Source organism: Fervidobacterium sp., assembly GCF_059913585.1.
Window position 1 is genome coordinate 119947 of record NZ_DBOLZL010000023.1, and the last position, 16080, is coordinate 136026.

At 39.6% G+C, this 16080-nt stretch carries 17 protein-coding genes and 2 tRNA genes; 1 reads left to right on the forward strand and 18 read right to left on the reverse strand.

Going from position 1 to position 16080, the window contains the following annotated elements; all coding sequences use genetic code 11:
• The first annotated feature begins 12 nt into the window (after nt 1–12).
• On the forward strand, nt 13–654 hold the full coding sequence (locus AC3M61_RS09125; protein WP_500780543.1) for a hypothetical protein: 642 nt from the start codon (nt 13–15) through the stop codon (nt 652–654).
• A gap of 64 nt (nt 655–718) precedes the next feature.
• On the opposite strand, the gene AC3M61_RS09130 is transcribed toward AC3M61_RS09125, so the two are convergent.
• The 18 genes from AC3M61_RS09130 to AC3M61_RS09215 form a co-directional block, all read right to left on the reverse strand.
• A tRNA-Met gene (locus tag AC3M61_RS09130) sits at nt 719–795 on the reverse strand.
• A 39-nt stretch (nt 796–834) separates the two neighbouring features.
• Nucleotides 835–924: transfer RNA gene (locus AC3M61_RS09135), tRNA-Leu, on the reverse strand.
• Between the two features lie 49 nt (nt 925–973).
• A complete protein-coding gene (locus tag AC3M61_RS09140) occupies nt 974–2695 on the reverse strand; it encodes a phospho-sugar mutase (RefSeq protein WP_500780544.1) in 1722 nt (573 codons plus the stop codon).
• Nucleotides 2696–2748: 53 nt separating this feature from the next.
• Nucleotides 2749–3498, reverse strand: coding sequence for an SIMPL domain-containing protein (locus AC3M61_RS09145; RefSeq protein ID WP_500780545.1), 750 nt, complete (start codon nt 3496–3498; stop codon nt 2749–2751).
• 117 nt (nt 3499–3615) lie between these two features.
• The gene (locus tag AC3M61_RS09150) at nt 3616–3873 is read right to left on the reverse strand and encodes a hypothetical protein (RefSeq protein ID WP_029683884.1); all 258 of its coding nucleotides are present in this window, start codon (nt 3871–3873) and stop codon (nt 3616–3618) included.
• 107 nt (nt 3874–3980) lie between these two features.
• Complete coding sequence (gene def, locus AC3M61_RS09155) at nt 3981–4481, reverse strand: peptide deformylase (protein ID WP_500780546.1); 501 nt, start codon at nt 4479–4481, stop codon at nt 3981–3983.
• Nucleotides 4459–5238, reverse strand: a complete 780-nt coding sequence (surE, locus tag AC3M61_RS09160) for a 5'/3'-nucleotidase SurE (RefSeq protein WP_029683882.1) — start codon at nt 5236–5238, stop codon at nt 4459–4461. The genes def and surE overlap by 23 nt, the downstream gene beginning before the upstream one ends.
• A gap of 21 nt (nt 5239–5259) precedes the next feature.
• Nucleotides 5260–6354 (reverse strand): flavodoxin-dependent (E)-4-hydroxy-3-methylbut-2-enyl-diphosphate synthase, encoded by a 1095-nt coding sequence (ispG, locus tag AC3M61_RS09165; protein WP_500780690.1) that lies wholly within the window; start codon nt 6352–6354, stop codon nt 5260–5262.
• 27 nt (nt 6355–6381) lie between these two features.
• A complete protein-coding gene (locus AC3M61_RS09170; protein WP_500780547.1) occupies nt 6382–7872 on the reverse strand; it encodes a M50 family metallopeptidase in 1491 nt (496 codons plus the stop codon).
• On the reverse strand, nt 7869–8999 hold the full coding sequence (locus tag AC3M61_RS09175; RefSeq protein ID WP_500780548.1) for a 1-deoxy-D-xylulose-5-phosphate reductoisomerase: 1131 nt from the start codon (nt 8997–8999) through the stop codon (nt 7869–7871). The genes AC3M61_RS09170 and AC3M61_RS09175 overlap by 4 nt, the downstream gene beginning before the upstream one ends.
• Nucleotides 8978–9598, reverse strand: a complete 621-nt coding sequence (locus AC3M61_RS09180) for a thiamine diphosphokinase (protein WP_500780549.1) — start codon at nt 9596–9598, stop codon at nt 8978–8980. Before AC3M61_RS09180 ends, AC3M61_RS09175 begins: the two co-directional genes overlap by 22 nt.
• Nucleotides 9599–9639: 41 nt before the next feature.
• Nucleotides 9640–10083: an SRPBCC domain-containing protein gene (locus AC3M61_RS09185; RefSeq protein ID WP_029683886.1), complete on the reverse strand. Its 444-nt coding sequence runs from the start codon at nt 10081–10083 to the stop codon at nt 9640–9642.
• A gap of 36 nt (nt 10084–10119) precedes the next feature.
• Nucleotides 10120–10986, reverse strand: coding sequence for a deoxyribonuclease IV (locus AC3M61_RS09190; protein WP_500780550.1), 867 nt, complete (start codon nt 10984–10986; stop codon nt 10120–10122).
• Between the two features lie 4 nt (nt 10987–10990).
• Nucleotides 10991–11482, reverse strand: coding sequence for a GNAT family N-acetyltransferase (locus tag AC3M61_RS09195; RefSeq protein ID WP_029683888.1), 492 nt, complete (start codon nt 11480–11482; stop codon nt 10991–10993).
• A gap of 22 nt (nt 11483–11504) precedes the next feature.
• Nucleotides 11505–13244 (reverse strand): ABC-F family ATP-binding cassette domain-containing protein, encoded by a 1740-nt coding sequence (locus AC3M61_RS09200; RefSeq protein ID WP_500780551.1) that lies wholly within the window; start codon nt 13242–13244, stop codon nt 11505–11507.
• The gene (locus tag AC3M61_RS09205) at nt 13241–14326 is read right to left on the reverse strand and encodes an acyltransferase family protein (protein ID WP_500780552.1); all 1086 of its coding nucleotides are present in this window, start codon (nt 14324–14326) and stop codon (nt 13241–13243) included. The genes AC3M61_RS09200 and AC3M61_RS09205 overlap by 4 nt, the downstream gene beginning before the upstream one ends.
• A 9-nt stretch (nt 14327–14335) precedes the next feature.
• Nucleotides 14336–15244 (reverse strand): DMT family transporter, encoded by a 909-nt coding sequence (locus AC3M61_RS09210; protein WP_500780553.1) that lies wholly within the window; start codon nt 15242–15244, stop codon nt 14336–14338.
• Between the two features lie 24 nt (nt 15245–15268).
• Complete coding sequence (locus AC3M61_RS09215; protein WP_500780554.1) at nt 15269–16051, reverse strand: SagB/ThcOx family dehydrogenase; 783 nt, start codon at nt 16049–16051, stop codon at nt 15269–15271.
• Nucleotides 16052–16080 lie beyond the last annotated feature (29 nt).

Consider the following 16080-nt stretch of genomic DNA (forward strand, 5'->3'; position numbering starts at 1 on the left):
GGAGTGGTAAAAATGCCTATTGCTAAGAAGAAAAAAACCAGAGATTTTTCTTCTTTCTTCGGCATGTTGTTCTTCACAATTGTAATCGTATCTGTAATTCTCTCGCTTGGGAACTTTGTTCGCTATTCCCAACTCCTAAAACAATATAACGAACTGAAAGAGTATGTGGATAATAAAGTCTCAGAAATGAAGGCAGAAAACGAAAAGCTCAAAGACCTCCTCGCTCCAAACTCACTGGTTGACAAATACATTGCAGCAGCAAATTACTTGCGAGACTTCGGATACGATTTCGAAAGGATACTTGTTGCACTAAACGATGACCCGACAACTGGTTATTTTATGGTCTTTGTTGCTGGTAATGAAAGTAGTTGGTTCACAGTAAAAGACAAGGAAAAGACATATTTTAGCGGAGAGTTAAAACCCGGACTTTCTAACTACAGGTTCTTTTATTTTAAAGAACCACGGATAAAAACGAATTACGACATAATCGTTCCTCCAAATGCAAATATAATTGTTGGAAAAGCTGGGAAGGTTTATCTGCTTTTCTTTGGTGTCGGATTAAGATTTCATCCAACTAAGGTTGTTCAGTTAACGGAAACCTCTTACGAAAACTTTGCTGCTAAATTCTCGTTGTATATCCCGGGCAATAAATAGTGCATAGGGGGGTTTGAAGAACAAAAACAAACAAAAACCGGGCACTTTTTGTGCCCGGTTTTTCTGGTAGCGGGGGTGGGATTTGAACCCACGACCTTTGGGTTATGAGCCCAACGAGCTGCCAGACTGCTCTACCCCGCGACGTCTATCTATGTTAGCCTTCATTCGATTACACCCACCTGGTGCCGGGGATCGGAGTCGAACCGACACGGGAGTCTAACTCCCAGCGGATTTTAAGTCCGCTGCGTCTGCCAATTCCGCCACCCCGGCTCCGTTGGATATTATACCACTATATTTTGAGTTCTGTCAAGAGTAATTGTTAAGCCTCAGCTATGATTTTCAATATCGCATCCTTTATTACAGAAAGTTTCTTTTTTGCTTCCCCTTTTACTTTATCAACTGTATAGACATACACCTTCAATTTTGGCTCAGTTCCAGATGGTCTTATCGCGTACCATGAACCATCACTGAGGAAGAACCTAAGTACATTGGAAGTGGGGATATGCTTTTCAACTTCCCCAATGGGGTTTCCATTTGCATCGTAAATCTTGCGTTCCAAATAATCGATATATTCAACTAAATCCAACGTTCCAATTTCTTTTGGATACCTCTTTCTAAAGACTTCCATGATGCGTCTGATTTTTTCCATACCTTTAAGTCCCTCGTAAACCAAAGAAAAGTTGTCTTCAAGATAGTAACCGTAGGTCTTGTATAGCGATTCAAGAACATCTACAAGGGTTTTGCCCTGCTTTTTGTAATACGCAGCCATCTCTGAAATTATCATCGACATCATCACACCATCTTTGTCCCTAACAAAATCTCCAGTAACATACCCTATGCTTTCTTCGTATCCGAACTGGAAAGAATACTTACCTTCGAGTTCGTTTTCAAGCCCACATATGTTTTTGAATCCAGTTAATGTTTCAAATGTTTCAACACCATATGTTTTGGCGATGAGCTTACCAAGGTCGCCAGTTACTATGGATTTTATGATTATTCCGTTTTTTGGAAGTATCCCCTTCTTCTTTCTTTGAGAAAGCAGATATTCTATCAACAACGCTCCTGTCTGATTACCATTCAACGCAATATACTCTCCGTTATGTTTCACCATAACCGCATTTCTGTCTGAATCTGGGTCCGTTGCAAGAACTATGTCCGCATCTCTCCTTTTCGCATATTCAAGAGCGAGATTAAATGCTTTCAAATCCTCTGGATTAGGATACTCGACAGTCGGAAACTCTCCATCTGGATTCTCTTGCTCAGGAACGATAAAGTAATTCGTAAACCCGCGTTTATCAAGGACATGCCTTACAAACCGTCCACCTGTTCCATGAAGTGGGGTATAAACTATGGATATATTTTTGTCTATATCATCACAAAGAGCCAAGGAAAGTACCTTTTCAAAATAAGCATTATCGACTTCAGAACCCACTATCTTTATTAATCCTTTTGACAACGCCTCATCAAAATCTATCTTCTTTATCATACCAAAATCCGTTATCTTTTTTATATTCTCCTCAATAGGTTTGGCTATGTCATCGGTAATCTGTGAGCCTTTTTCCCAATAAACCTTGTATCCGTTGTACTCAGGAGGGTTGTGACTTGCAGTAATAACAATACCTGAAGCAGTTCCAAGATATCGAACTGCAAAAGAAAGCACAGGTGTTGGTCTAATATCGTCAAATAAATAAACTTGTATCCCATTCGCGGCTAACACTTGTGCTGTTATCCTTGCAAATTCTTTCGACATCCTTCTCACATCGTAAGCAATTACCACTCCACGTTTCGCGTATTCCTCTCCTCGGCTGTTTATATAATCGGCAAGACCTTGAGTTGCCTGAGAAACTGTGTATATGTTCATACGGTTTGTCCCAGCACCTATCTTTCCTCTCAACCCAGCAGTTCCAAACTCCAAGTCAAGCAGGAATCTCTCCTTTATCTCCTCTTCGTTACCCTCTATCGCTCTAAGTTCTTCCTTTGTCCTTTCATCAACATAAGGACTTTCAAGCCACTTTTTGTATTCAGCCATATAATCCCTCATGTCTTCATACCTCCTTCTCGCTCTTTTATTACAACTCTCCTACTGTCAAAATATCATTTCGCCTCAAATGTGACATTAACTGTAACCATTATCTCTTTTTCCTTCGTTGACGTATCGTATGTTCCGTAATCGCTTACCTCAACACTATTTGGTGCAAGAACCTGAACGACTCCGCTTTTCGCACTTAACACTTTACCTACCTTCAAGCCACCACTCTTTGCAATTTCTTCTGCTCTCCTTCTTGCATCTTTCATGGCACTTGAAAGCAACTGAACTCGTTTCTCAGCAAGCTTTGAATAATAGTATTCCACAAAGTTTGCTTGAAACGCTACACCAAGGTCTAATATTTCTTGAGTGATATTCTTAACCTTTTCAGCTATACCTTCAACATCGTTTGTTTGAACATCGATATACTGTGTTAGAACGTATTGTCTTTCCGTATCCTGCCCTGGTTCCACATACAGCTCTGTCACACTTATCGCCGATAGCGAAGTTTCTTCATCATCTATACCATTCCTTCTAAAAGTTTCAAGAACCTTCTTTTCATATTCCTTCATCAACCTAAAACCCTGGTTTAACTTAGACTCCGATATTTTAACTGAATAATTTGACGACCACTTTGCAACATCTGAAATAACCAATTCCCTTGCACTTCCTGTTACAGACAATGATTTCTGTGGTAACCTTGAGAGGTAAAAGAAATATCCGAAAATCGCCATACCAATAACGAAGGCTACTCCTAAAATCACTGAAGCTGTTAGAATTGATTGCCTATTTTCGATGTTGTCTTCATTTCTTGGCATGAAAACCACCTCCAGTCTCAGACTATTATATCACAACCAACAAATATGTAAAAAAATGCGGGCTTTCAGCCCGCACGTTATGTAACTTTTAATCTGTTTTTGTTAAAAAGTTTTGGCTCATTCTTGTCCTTCTACTCCTACTTCTTTTAACCATTCCTTGATATCCATTCCAGACCATGCCATAACTCGCATTTCTGTGATTGCACTATCAACGATGTCTTTGTAAAGCATCTGAGCGATGATGTCGTCAGAAGTTTTGAGTTTCGCTAAGAAGTCTTTCAAATCTTCCTCAGGATTACCGTTCAACTTAATCTTTTTGTTGAGGATATCAAGTTCGTAAGTCAGCGTAAAATTCTTAACTACTTTCTTCTCCATTTGTATCACCCCCAAGCTAACCAGCTAAGGTTCTCGGGATATTATATCACACAAGTTTAAAATGTGCAAATAAAGGTCAAAATGTTAATTTTTCTTATTATTTCTTTTTATTTCGTCATTTCCTTTTTTCTTTCTTCCATTATCTTTTTTAACTGTTGTGCGAGTGCTGTCCGCGTTTTTGTATCGAGATGGTCGATAAACAATACGCCATCAAGATGGTCATATTCATGTTGGAATATACGAGCAGAGTAACCTTCCAAAAGTTCTTCATGATACACTCCATGCTCATCTTGGTATCGCACACGCACCCATTTATACCTCCACACATCGGCAAATACCCCAGGGATGCTCAAACAACCTTCTTCACCGAGTTCTTTATCATCAGAATGTTCTATAATCTCGGGGTTAACAATCATCTTAAACCCACTTCCGTCATCCATCCCGAAAAATCTCAGAGATATACCTACCTGTGGTGCAGCAAGTCCTACACCATCTTCTGCATACATGGTCATCTTAAATTCTTCTAAGATAGCACGAACTTGAGCAAAATCTGTCACAGGTTGTGCTTTTTTTCTCAGAACAGGATCACCTAAAATTCTGACCTTCACCGTAAATTCCCTCCAATTCTTCAAGCAATTTTTCGTTCGTCATGAATATCGTTATTGGTGTTACGGATATATAGCCTTCCTGCAACGCCTTATAATCCGCCTTCGGGTCCGGGTCATCCTCTATTATATCACCAAGCATCCAATAATATTCACGTCCAGAAGGGTCTATACGCTTTTCGAAATAATCTTCGTATCTGCGTTTGCTCTGTCTTGTGAGCTTCCAACCTTTGATTTCTTCATAGGGTATCGAAGGAACGTTAATGTTTAGAGCTGTAAATCTTGGGATAAGCTTGAGGTCAAATTCTCTCAAAAATTTCACAAGAAACTTTGCTGCAGTGTCGTAAAGGGGGTCTTTAAAATCAGCCACAGAAATAGCTATAGAGGGTATACCTGCAATCGCTCCTTCAAGAGCTCCACTCACTGTTCCGGAATAAACAACATCCGTTCCTAAGTTCTCTCCACGGTTAATTCCGCTTATGACAACATCCGGGACAATCCCCTTTTCCTTAAAAATCACATCTAAACCTATTTTCACACAATCAGCTGGTGTTCCTGAAACTGCATACATCTCAAATGGCTCGTTTATATCCAATTTCCTTGCCCATAATGGAAATCTAAGCGTTATGCCATGTCCAACTGCGCTTTGCTCAGATTCGGGAGCACTCACGATTACATAGTGTTCTTTACTTAAGTAGCGTGCAGCACACAGTATACCTGGAGCAGTAACACCATCATCGTTTACAAGTAATATATTCATTCGCATTCCCCCTTAAAAAAACTACTTCCACGTCTTTTTCTTTCTGTCTTCCAAAATCTGATTTATCAATTCCTTTAATTTTATCAAACCTTCATCGAATTTGTAAGTCCCTATTATCTCCCCTTTATAGAAAACCGCAACCCCATCTCTAACACCAGCAATTCCCACATCGGCATCCTTCCCCTCGCCTATGCCATTTACCACGCAACCCAAAACAGAAATTGTTATATCTTCCTGCACACCTGATACAAGCTTTTCCACTTCTAAAGCAACAGACTCAACATCAAAAACGGTCCTTGCACAGGTAGGACAAGCAACCACGTTCGGACCTTTTCTTAAGTGAAGTGCTGTCAATAATTTCTTCGCCGCAATCACTTCGTTTAACGGGTCTCCAGCAATCGAGATTCTTAATGTATCCACGATACCTTCAAGTATCAATACTCCAAGAGCGATGGACGATTTTATGAGCGAGTTGTAAAGCGTTCCCGCTTCAGTTACACCAACATGAAGTGGATAATCTACAACGTTGGCAACATATCTATTAGACTCTATTGTTTCAATCACATCAGAGCTCTTCACGGATATAACGATATCTTCAAATCCGTGTTTCTCTAATATTCTAACTTCCCTTAGTGCCGCTTCTGCCAGGGCTTGTGCACGCGGTAAGTGTTCTAAATCTTTAGGTAGAGAACCACTGTTGGCTCCAACCCTTATAGGTATCCCTCGTTCTTTCGCCGCCTTTACCACTTCCACAACTTTCAATTCGTCCCCTATGTTACCTGGGTTGATTCTTATCTTATCGATACCTTGTCTTATAGCCTCCAGTGCGATTCTATAGTCAAAATGTATATCACCAACTAACGGAACTTCCACATTTAGTTCTTTCAGTCTTTTCTTAATTAAACTAACTTTACGAGCACTTTCCAAGTCAGGGAGAGATATCCTAACAATCTCACATCCAGCATCAACTAAAGCCTTGATTTGCTTTACTGTAGTCTCAACATCTTTTGTATCGGTATTTGTCATTGATTGTATAGTTATCGGAGCATCTCCACCAATAATGAGATTTCCAACTCTTACCGCTCTTGATGTTCTCTTAGTTGCCAATGGCTTCACAACCTTTCTAACTTTCAAGCTTTCCAATTATTTACCAAAGAATCTACTTATGTCGACAAAGGTCATAAAGAACAAGAAGCCCAAGAGCAAGAAGAAGCCTATTGTGTGTATAAGGTTCTCAACGTTTCTGTTTATCTTCTTTCTGGATATCATCTCAACGAGTGCAAATATAATCCTGCCACCGTCTAAAGCTGGGAGCGGGAAGAGATTGAATATACCCAAGTTTATTGTTATCACAGCAACAACTATTAACACCGTCTCCAAACCAAATTGCACAGCTTGTCCGATAACTTGAACAACGCCAACAGGTCCTGAAACATCCTGGATATTTCTGCCTACAAAGACCCCGGGTAACGTTTTCCAAATGTACAATGCAAGCCTGTTGCTTCGGGCTATTGCCACGAAAATAGCTTCAACCCCTCGAGGTTTCATTTTTGGTGCTTTCATTTCAAATACCCCAGGGGTAGAAAGAACACTTAAAAGCTTTTCTTTCGAAACTGTGATTTCTTCTTGAGTGCCGTTTTTTGAAATATAACTAACTCTAACATTATCTGGTAAAGGCCTTATAACCTGTTCAACTTCATTTCCTTTTATGCGGAGATAAACCTCATCAGATTTTAGACTCAGCGCTGTTACTATATCCATCAAATCCGTTGTTGACTCGACTTTCATACCTTCAATCTCAACTAACGTATCACCCTTTAAAAATATCTCACTATCCTTGGCAAATACATTAGAAAACTGTCCATAGTAAATCCCAATCGCATATCTCTCTGGAATGTTAGATACGTTATCCAACAAGCCTTTTAGTTCTCCTAATTCCGATTTTATTGTCACATACTCCTTTGTATACTTTTCCATGTATCTTTCAAAAGAGATGTTGTTGATACTTTCTACTTTACCTCCTACATCCCCCTTAACATCCTTCAAGTACAAAAAGTATTCTTTTTGAGTAAGCTCCGGTGTCACTTTTACAGTTTTACGAGCATCTTCTCTAAGCACCTCAAGTGTTAGAGGTTTACCCTTTCGTATAATGCTGGTCATATCCATCGTATCGAAAACATACTTCCCGTTGAGCTTTAAAACTATATCGTTTGCTTGAAGTTCCGCCTGTTCAGCTGGCGAACCCGGAATGACTTTATCGATTATTATAGGAGTGTATCCCCATATGGAAATTATCAATACAAATAACAGATAACCTGCCAAAATCGAAAAGACAGGTCCCGCGAGTACAATCAAAAATCGCTTCCAAGGGGCAACTCCGTAAAGTGAATCTGGGTCCTCTTGCTCTTGAGGATCCTCGCCCTTTAGTCTGACGTATCCACCGAGTGGAAAAACGTTTATTCTAAAATCCGTCTTCTTTCCTTTCTTTCTGTAAATCGCTGGTCCGAAACCGATTGCAAACTCATGCACTTTAACACCAAACGCTACTGCAAAAAGATAGTGACCAAATTCGTGAACAACTACAATAAAGATGAAAACCAAAATGAAGGCGACGATATTAACAAGCACACTCATTTCTGAACCTCCCTTTCGATGAATTCTTTAGCGTAACTTCTTGCTAATTCGTCAGTTTTGTAGACATCTTCTATCGACGTGATGATTATGTTTTGCGAATCTATGCACTCTATCGTCTTTCTAACTACCTTTTCAATATCTTTGAATGATATCTTTCTACTAAGAAACGCGTTAACTGCTACCTCATCAGCTGCGTTCAATGCAATCCTCCAGGACAAATCGTCTTTTCTTTTTAACATATCCAATCCGTAGAAGAAAAGTGGATAACGTTCGCGCTCCACATCAGACAATTGAAGGTCAAATTCTGAAACATCAGCCGCAGGTGAGTGATACTTCCTTTCTGGATAAGTAAGCGCGTAAGCAATGGGTATCCTCATATCAGGCTTACCTGCATGGATTTTTATAACCCCATCCTCAAGAAAGACTATTCCGTGAATAAAACTTGAGCGGTTAATTTTTACCTCTATTCTGTCGTATTCCAAATCGAAGAGTTCGTGCGCTTCAATAACCTCAAAAAGTTTGTTCACCATCGTTGATGAATCGACAGTTATCCTACCTCCCATGCTCCATGTCGGATGTTTCAAAATGTCTGATGGCTTCAGGTCCGCTATATATTTGAGAGGGACGTCCCTAACAGCACCTCCCGAAGCGGTTATGAGTATTTTTTCAACGTGAGGTTCGTAGAGCTGGAAGATCGCCGAATGCTCACTATCAACAGGGATAATCTCAACATTTTTCTCTTTGGCTATCTTCTTAACAAATGGACCTGCACAAACCAAAGCTTCTTTTGTTGCAAGTGCTATTCTTTTTGCGTATTGCAAGGCAACAATTGTTGCTTTAACACCCTCGAATCCAGGAATTGCACAAACCACTATATCAGGAGCTACTTCTTCTAATAATTGCTGTGTATTCTCAAAGCGCTTTCCAAACCCTACTTCTTTATTTGAAACGTAGTAATCTACTTTTAAATCTTCCATTATCCTTCGTGCTTGTTCCACATTCGAACCAAAGGAAATACCAACAACTTTGAAGCCTTCAAGTTGTTTTATAACATCGACCGTTTGCGTTCCTATCGAACCTGTAGCACCTAGTATTACTACTTTTTTTATAGTGGTTTTTTCTTCCAACGCACAAACACCACCTTACCGTTTTTCACTTCTATCTTCACAAAGTCACTCAAAGCGACGTTACTGACACCTATCGGTGCTGTTATATCCATACTGCCATTGAATTGATATTTAAACCCTTCTATCGAAAACTCAGCATGGCACAGGGGTATAAGTGACCAAATCTCCCCGGGGACAGCTTTCAAAGTTTGGGTTCCTTTCTCACCTGCTTTGATAACCCCAACCTCACACTTATCAGATATCGCTATCACATTGTCGTATTTGCTCATCAAACCTACCATTGCGAGTATCATATCGAGCCTTTCACCTTGCCAGTTAAGTATTTCAACTTCCGTTGCACCATGCTTGAAAACATAATTCAACGCAAGCTCGAGGTCCGTTTCGTCTTTCTCTGTAGGATACGTGCAAATCTTAACCCCTTTTGTTTCGAAATACTCGAGCGTATCACCCGAAACAGAATCCATATCTCCAATAATTACGTGTGGAATTATTTTTCTTCTTCTTAATTCGTCAGCACCTCCGTCAACTGCAACAACGAGTTCACCAGTTATGTACATTGTGCCATTCGAATTTCCGTTAAGAATTATGGAAGCTTTCATCCACATACCCCCTATCTCGTATACTCAACACGTTGCAATGCTCATATAAGTATAAGTCCCTTTTCAACGTAAACTTTTGCAAGCAACAACATTTGCCCCCAACCATATGCACATCCGTACCTTATGTGTAATTCTCCTTCATCTTTTACAAACGTTCTATCTCTCACTGTCACAATCGTTTCTTCTTCATCTGTTGGCTGAAACGTCATCTCCACAAATGAACGATAGCCATCCTCGTATTCATACCACCAGAAAGAGAAGAGACGCTTGTGAATCACACTAACAATCCTACCTGTGTCCGTAACAACCTGGCCATCGGTGAGCCTGAACCAACGAAAGTATATCTCGCCACTATCCTCGTATATCTTCATTCCATCTGTAAACCATGGGTCCCAACCGTTGGAGTTATAAAATATCTTCCATACAACGTCAACGGGAGCTTTGAACCTTTCATGAAACTCCATCTCGTCATTCGAAAGAGGCATCCAAAACAACACCTCGACTTTCTTTTGATTAAATTCTCAGCAATCAACTTTTTCCCATATCGCCTTAACCTTTGCTATATCTTCTGCGTGTTCTGGATTGTCACCTGGAGTTTCCAAAATCAATGGTAGCGAGTTAAACACTGGATTCGACAAAAATACTATGAGCTTTTCTCCAATCTTTCCATTTCCTATATTCTCGTGTCTGTCTTTCTGAGAACCAAGTTCGTTTTTGGTATCGTTAAGATGGACAAACTTCAGTCTTTTTATTCCCACTTCCCGGTCAATCTCCTCAATGAGTTGCTTTATGCCCTCATTTGTTGTGACATCGTATCCCGCGTCATAGCCGTGACATGTATCAAACGTCAAACCTATCCTGTCTTCGTATTTGCATAGACTTATTATCTCCCTCATTTGGGCGTAGTTGTATCCTATGTTTCCACCTTTCTTAACAACGTTTTCCAACAATATATAAACGTTCTTTTCTTTTTCCATAACCATATTCAAAGCCCTTGCAACTCTTTCTATACCTTCCTTCTCACCAAGTCCCAGATGACTCCCAGGATGGATGCTTAAATATTTAATTCCGAGTCTTGCACATATCTTCGCTTCGGTGATAAGTAACGCAACAGACTTTTCCCAAATATCTTCCTTAGGGCTTGCAACGTTAACAAGATAACCAGCATGACACATGAAATTCTCTGGGTTCAAGTTGTATTTTTTAACGTCTCTTAAAAAATGGACCACATCATCATCAGATGGTAACTTCGCATTCCATTGACGAGGATTATGCGGGAAAATCTGGAAGGCATTTCCTCCTATTTCCACGGTCTCCTTTGGAACTCTTGCAAAACCTCCACCTATTGGCATGTGAGCACCGATTATCAGTTCTCTTTTACCACTCATATTCTCACCTTCTAAACTCTTCACTGTCTTTCCAATCTTCTTTCATTAATCCCATTACAATTATATCCCAATATCTTCCATCGTGGTATTTTGCTTCCCTGAGAATACCTTCTTTTTTGAACCCCAAACTTTCAAGTAACCTCAGCGAACGTTCATTATACTCGTAAACTTCGGCCGTTATTCTATGAAGATTTAACTCTTTGAAAGCAAACTCTAAGGCTTTCCTTAGCATAAGCTTTCCTATCCCTTTGCCACGGTATTGTGGAGTTACATAAAATGTGATATACGCATTTTTGTTTATGACTCTCAAATCAAATTCAACAAATCCAATTTTCTCGTAATTACCATCGTTTTTTTCAGAGAAAAATACTAATGTAACAGGTTCTGCCTTCGTTATTCTCCTTTCAGAGAAGTACTTTATATCTTCGTCACTTAATTCAGCCACAAAACCACTGCCAATATGAAACTTTAATTTTTCGCCATTTGGGTTGTTCATGATAGAAACTCCTCCTAACCACCTAATCTTCTATATTCTCGAATTCCTTTATCTTTCTTTCGATTTCTTCGAAAGTTTCCATTACTCTTAGCAATTCCTCCTCCAATTTTTCTTTCTCGCCCATTAATTCCATCAACTTAACGTAATCTTGTTCTTTGTGCATACGACTTTCTAAATCACTTATCATGTATGTTATCTCGTTCTCTCTTTCCTTTAGTTCTTCCAATTGTTTTTTCCAACTCTTTAACTGATTTCTCAGTCTCTTTTTCTCTTCAAAATCTACGTTCTTTTCTTTTTCAACCTTTTTCTTTTCTTTAGAAAAGAATATCGGCTCGGTAGATTCCAACAGTTCCCCATTTTTGATGGTAAAAAACCTGTTGCATACGTTTCTAATCAACTCTAGGTCATGAGACACCAACAAAACTGCTCCCTTATATTCTTTAAGTGCCGATTCAAGCGCTTCGACCGTTTCCAAATCCATATGGTTCGTTGGCTCGTCCAGAATAAGCACATTCGGTCTTCTTAGCAAGACCTTTGCAAGAGCGAGTATCTGTCTTTCTCCACCACTCAAATCAGCAATTGTTTTAAAAACATCTTCACCGCGAAATCCGAATCTACCTGCGTAAGCTCTGATAACGTAGTCTGGTTTATCTGGCATCTCTTCGAAGAGCTCATCGAAAACAGTGTTTTCTAAATCAAGCTGGTCAACAAACTGTTCAAGATAAACTGCTTTTACGTTGTATCCGAACGTTACTTGACCGGTGTAATCGGTTTGCCCATTGATAATCTTTAATAGTGTCGTTTTTCCAGAACCGTTAGGTCCAACAATTGCTATCTTATCTCCTTGATATACTGTGAACGAGACATTTTTCAACAAACCGTTCCAAGACACATTCTTAACTTCCAAAACAACGTAACCTGTGTTGTCTGGTTCAGGTATATCTATCCTCTTCTCCTCTTCCTCCAAATACAAGTTGGGCATATTTTCTAATTCTTCGAGCATTTTCTCGAGCATCTTTTCTTTACTTTTCGCTTGCCTTGTGAATTTTTCCCTACCCCATTTTTTGTACCTATCTATTATCGCTCTCAATCTTTCTATTTCACGTTGTATATTTTCAAGCTGTCTTCTTTGGGTTTCGATAATCCTTTGTCTTTCCAAATGGTAGCTGTCGAAATCCATATCAAAAACCCAGATCCGCTCGTTGTTTATCTCCCAGAACTTTTCACAGGTGTTTCTCAGGAAATCCCTGTCGTGCGAAATAATTATATATCCTCCGCGAAAACCTCTCAGTAATTCTTTCAAAAACTCTATACTTTCTATGTCCAAGAAATTGGTTGGCTCATCTAAAAGAAGGAAATCGGGGTCTTCTACAAAGAGTCTTCCCAACTGCAGTTTCGTTCTCTCTCCTCCGCTAAATGTTGAAATATCCCTTTCCCAGTCCTCTTCCGGAAAACCCAATCCTTTCAATATGCTCCTCACCTGCTTTTGTTTTTCTGGAGTATCCGCCACCATCATGTAGTATTCATAAGGGGTTCTTGCTTCAAATGTTCTGTATTGATCCATGTAAAGCACTTTCCCTTGGATTGTTATTTCCCCGTGGTAATCTTTGAAAATCCCAGCTATAGCTTTCAACAGCGTACTCTTCCCACTACCATTTTTCCCCATCAATCCTATCCTATCCCTTGTTAGAACGGTTGCGTTGAAATTTGAAAAGAGCGTCTTCTCAGGGAAGGCTATGGTAAGATTCTTTATCGTTATCATTTCCAGGAACTCCTTTCTTTTCCTGACCGTTTTAAAAACGAGTCTGGTTGCGTTAAAAGTAGTTTGACGGGCTTTGGCAAAAGAACCATTAATAACACCATTACTCCAAATGTTAAAACAAAAGCAATATACCAGTACGCTCGCAAAGTTTCTTCAGTAACGGTAAAGCCCAAAGCGATTGTAATCAGTATAGTCAAACCTCCGACCAAGATATGGTAACCGAAAGCGAATATCGCATTATCCGAGAAGAGTCTTGGGATGCCGAGTATATACTTGACAAAGAATCTTCGTAGTAGGCTGTTGGTGTTTTTTGAAATGTTCACGAAGCGCTCAATAAGTATTCCAATTGAGAAAAAGCACATTGCTGTTCCAATTTCACCAAAGAATGTTAATAGCGGGTTTATACCGTAATAATCCATATTCCACGATGTCCCATCGACAAACAAAGCAACTAAAGTCCACGTTATCAACCCTACCAAACCAATTATTCCTACGAACTTTTCGAACGTTGTTCTTTTCTCTTTCACAAATTTTCCCAACCAAAACATGTAAAGTCCAGAAAAAGCTACATCCACTTTGAAAGGAAGTGCGCCTGGATAAAAAAATCGCAGTAATATACCTACAACTATTGCATACGGAAGGACATGAAATTTGCGAAAAGCTATGAGCATGAATTCCGCTACAATAAGGAAAATTAAATACCACAACGGCACAATTGGAAGAGGTATCTTCTCAAGCAGATCTGTCCGAACGAGCAAGAAATTTTTCAGATAAGTCACATTATCAGTTTTTCTAAAAGCTTCTGGAACAAGGAAAATCCAAAGAATATAACTAATCGCCCCAATGTAGTAATACGAAATGACCAATGTTATACGTTTAGCGAAAAAATCTTTAAAACCCATATCTTTCATTAGATAACCTGTCAAAAACGGGAAGACAACTATGACATACGAAACAAATCCAAACAACTTCCATGGAATCTGAGAATGTGCCAGGACAACCATTATTAATGCCAAACCTCGAGCGTAATCAACCCATAATTCACGATTTTTATTAGCATTCGAATTTTCGACCCTTTTCATAACCTTGCTTCACTCCTGTTTCTTCTTTGCAAAAATCAAGCCATCTTGTCTCTCACTTATATTCAAAACACCAAGGATTATTGAAGCTAGCATTAGTAAACCACCCATGAGTTGCGAAGTAGTTAGATGTTCTTTTAGAATGAGAACAGACAAAATCATTGCAAATAACGGTTCTCCAACAAAAATGAGAGCGGACACGTTACTACCAACAACCTTTTGATACTTCGCCTGAATTATTATCGCAAAAATTGTAGCAGTTACCGCTGTAAAAGTAGCAACAAAGATAGCACTCATGGAAAAACTCCATTTGTCACCGTTGCCTCGGTAGAACACATTGAAGAGTGTGTTCAGTAGTGCTACTGTGAAGAATTGGGGAGTTAGCAACGAATATTCATTAACTTGCTTGGAAAATTTGGTTATCAACACAACATGAAGTGCGTACATAACTCCGCATATTGTTGTAAGAAAATCTCCGAAATTGTAACCACTAATTCCTCCGCTCAGTAAATACATACCAATAAGTGCTCCAAGAAAGCCTAAAACTTGAAGTTTTCTCACCTTTTCATGCTCTATGATGTAAGAAAAGAACGGGACGATAACTATGTATAATGAAGTGATAAACCCACTTTTCGTGGACGTTGTTATCGTTAACCCCCATGTCTGAGTAGCATAAGCGACAGCCATCACTATGCCAAGCACCGTGCCACGTATCCAATCGGATTTCCCAAAAACGAGTGCCGATAAAAAAGTTGCGATCCAAAATCGGATCGCGTTGTACAAAAATGGCGAGATTTCTTCATTTAACACAAGTTTTTGTATTGGAAAAGTCAAACCCCATAAAAATGTGAGCACTAAGAGCCAAAAAATAGCTATGAATTTGTCTTTCAAGTTATATTCTGTTCCAAATTCGCCCTTCATACCCGCCTCCAGATGTCCAGATTACTAACTTTTGGCAACCTTTCCAACGGGCGCGAGATAAACAACCATCTCGTCTTGTCCGTCGACACCAAGGAATCTATCCATGAGTTTCTGAGAATAGGCTGCTATTGCACACGTTCCAGCTTCTATTGCTTCACAAGCAAGGTACAAGTTCTGGCAAACGTGCCCAGCATCCAAAAGTATCACCTTGTGAGAAGCAGGACCGTATCGCCATTCTGTCCTGTAGGGTATCGCGGTCCATATAAATACGACTGCAGCTTGACCAACGAATTCTTGTCCCAATGTCGCGTGGATAATTTCTTCTCTGAGATACCTGTCTTTCCTGTGCAAGATTAAACTGTGTTCAAGAGGCAGATATCTGTAGATTGCTTCTTCTAAGCCTTCGACATTTTCAACATATACGTATGTTTCGAACGGATGTCTTGCTCCAGCAGAAGGTACTGTTCTGAACGTAGCTTTAGGTGTTACGTGCCTGATTCCTTGCGTAGCCCATAGCAGAAAAGAGAGCTCCACTAACTTAAGTGGTTTGTTTTCGTACTTCCTATGACTTTTCCTGTTTGCAATAGCTTCGAACAGGGACTTTATTTTAAATTCGTCGATATTAAAATCTGGAAGCTTTATCAAAAACACATCTTGTGGGTACGGTTTTTCAAAAGGGGGCATCTCTACCCCTTTTCTTTGGTCGCTTGTGTAATTTTCCAAAACTTCCCAATTTGATTTCAGAAATTCTCGTCCTAGGGAAATGATTTTATCAAACTCATTTTGGTCTTTCGGACTGAAACTCATCAACTTCCCCCCTTTCCCTTTTTCAATTC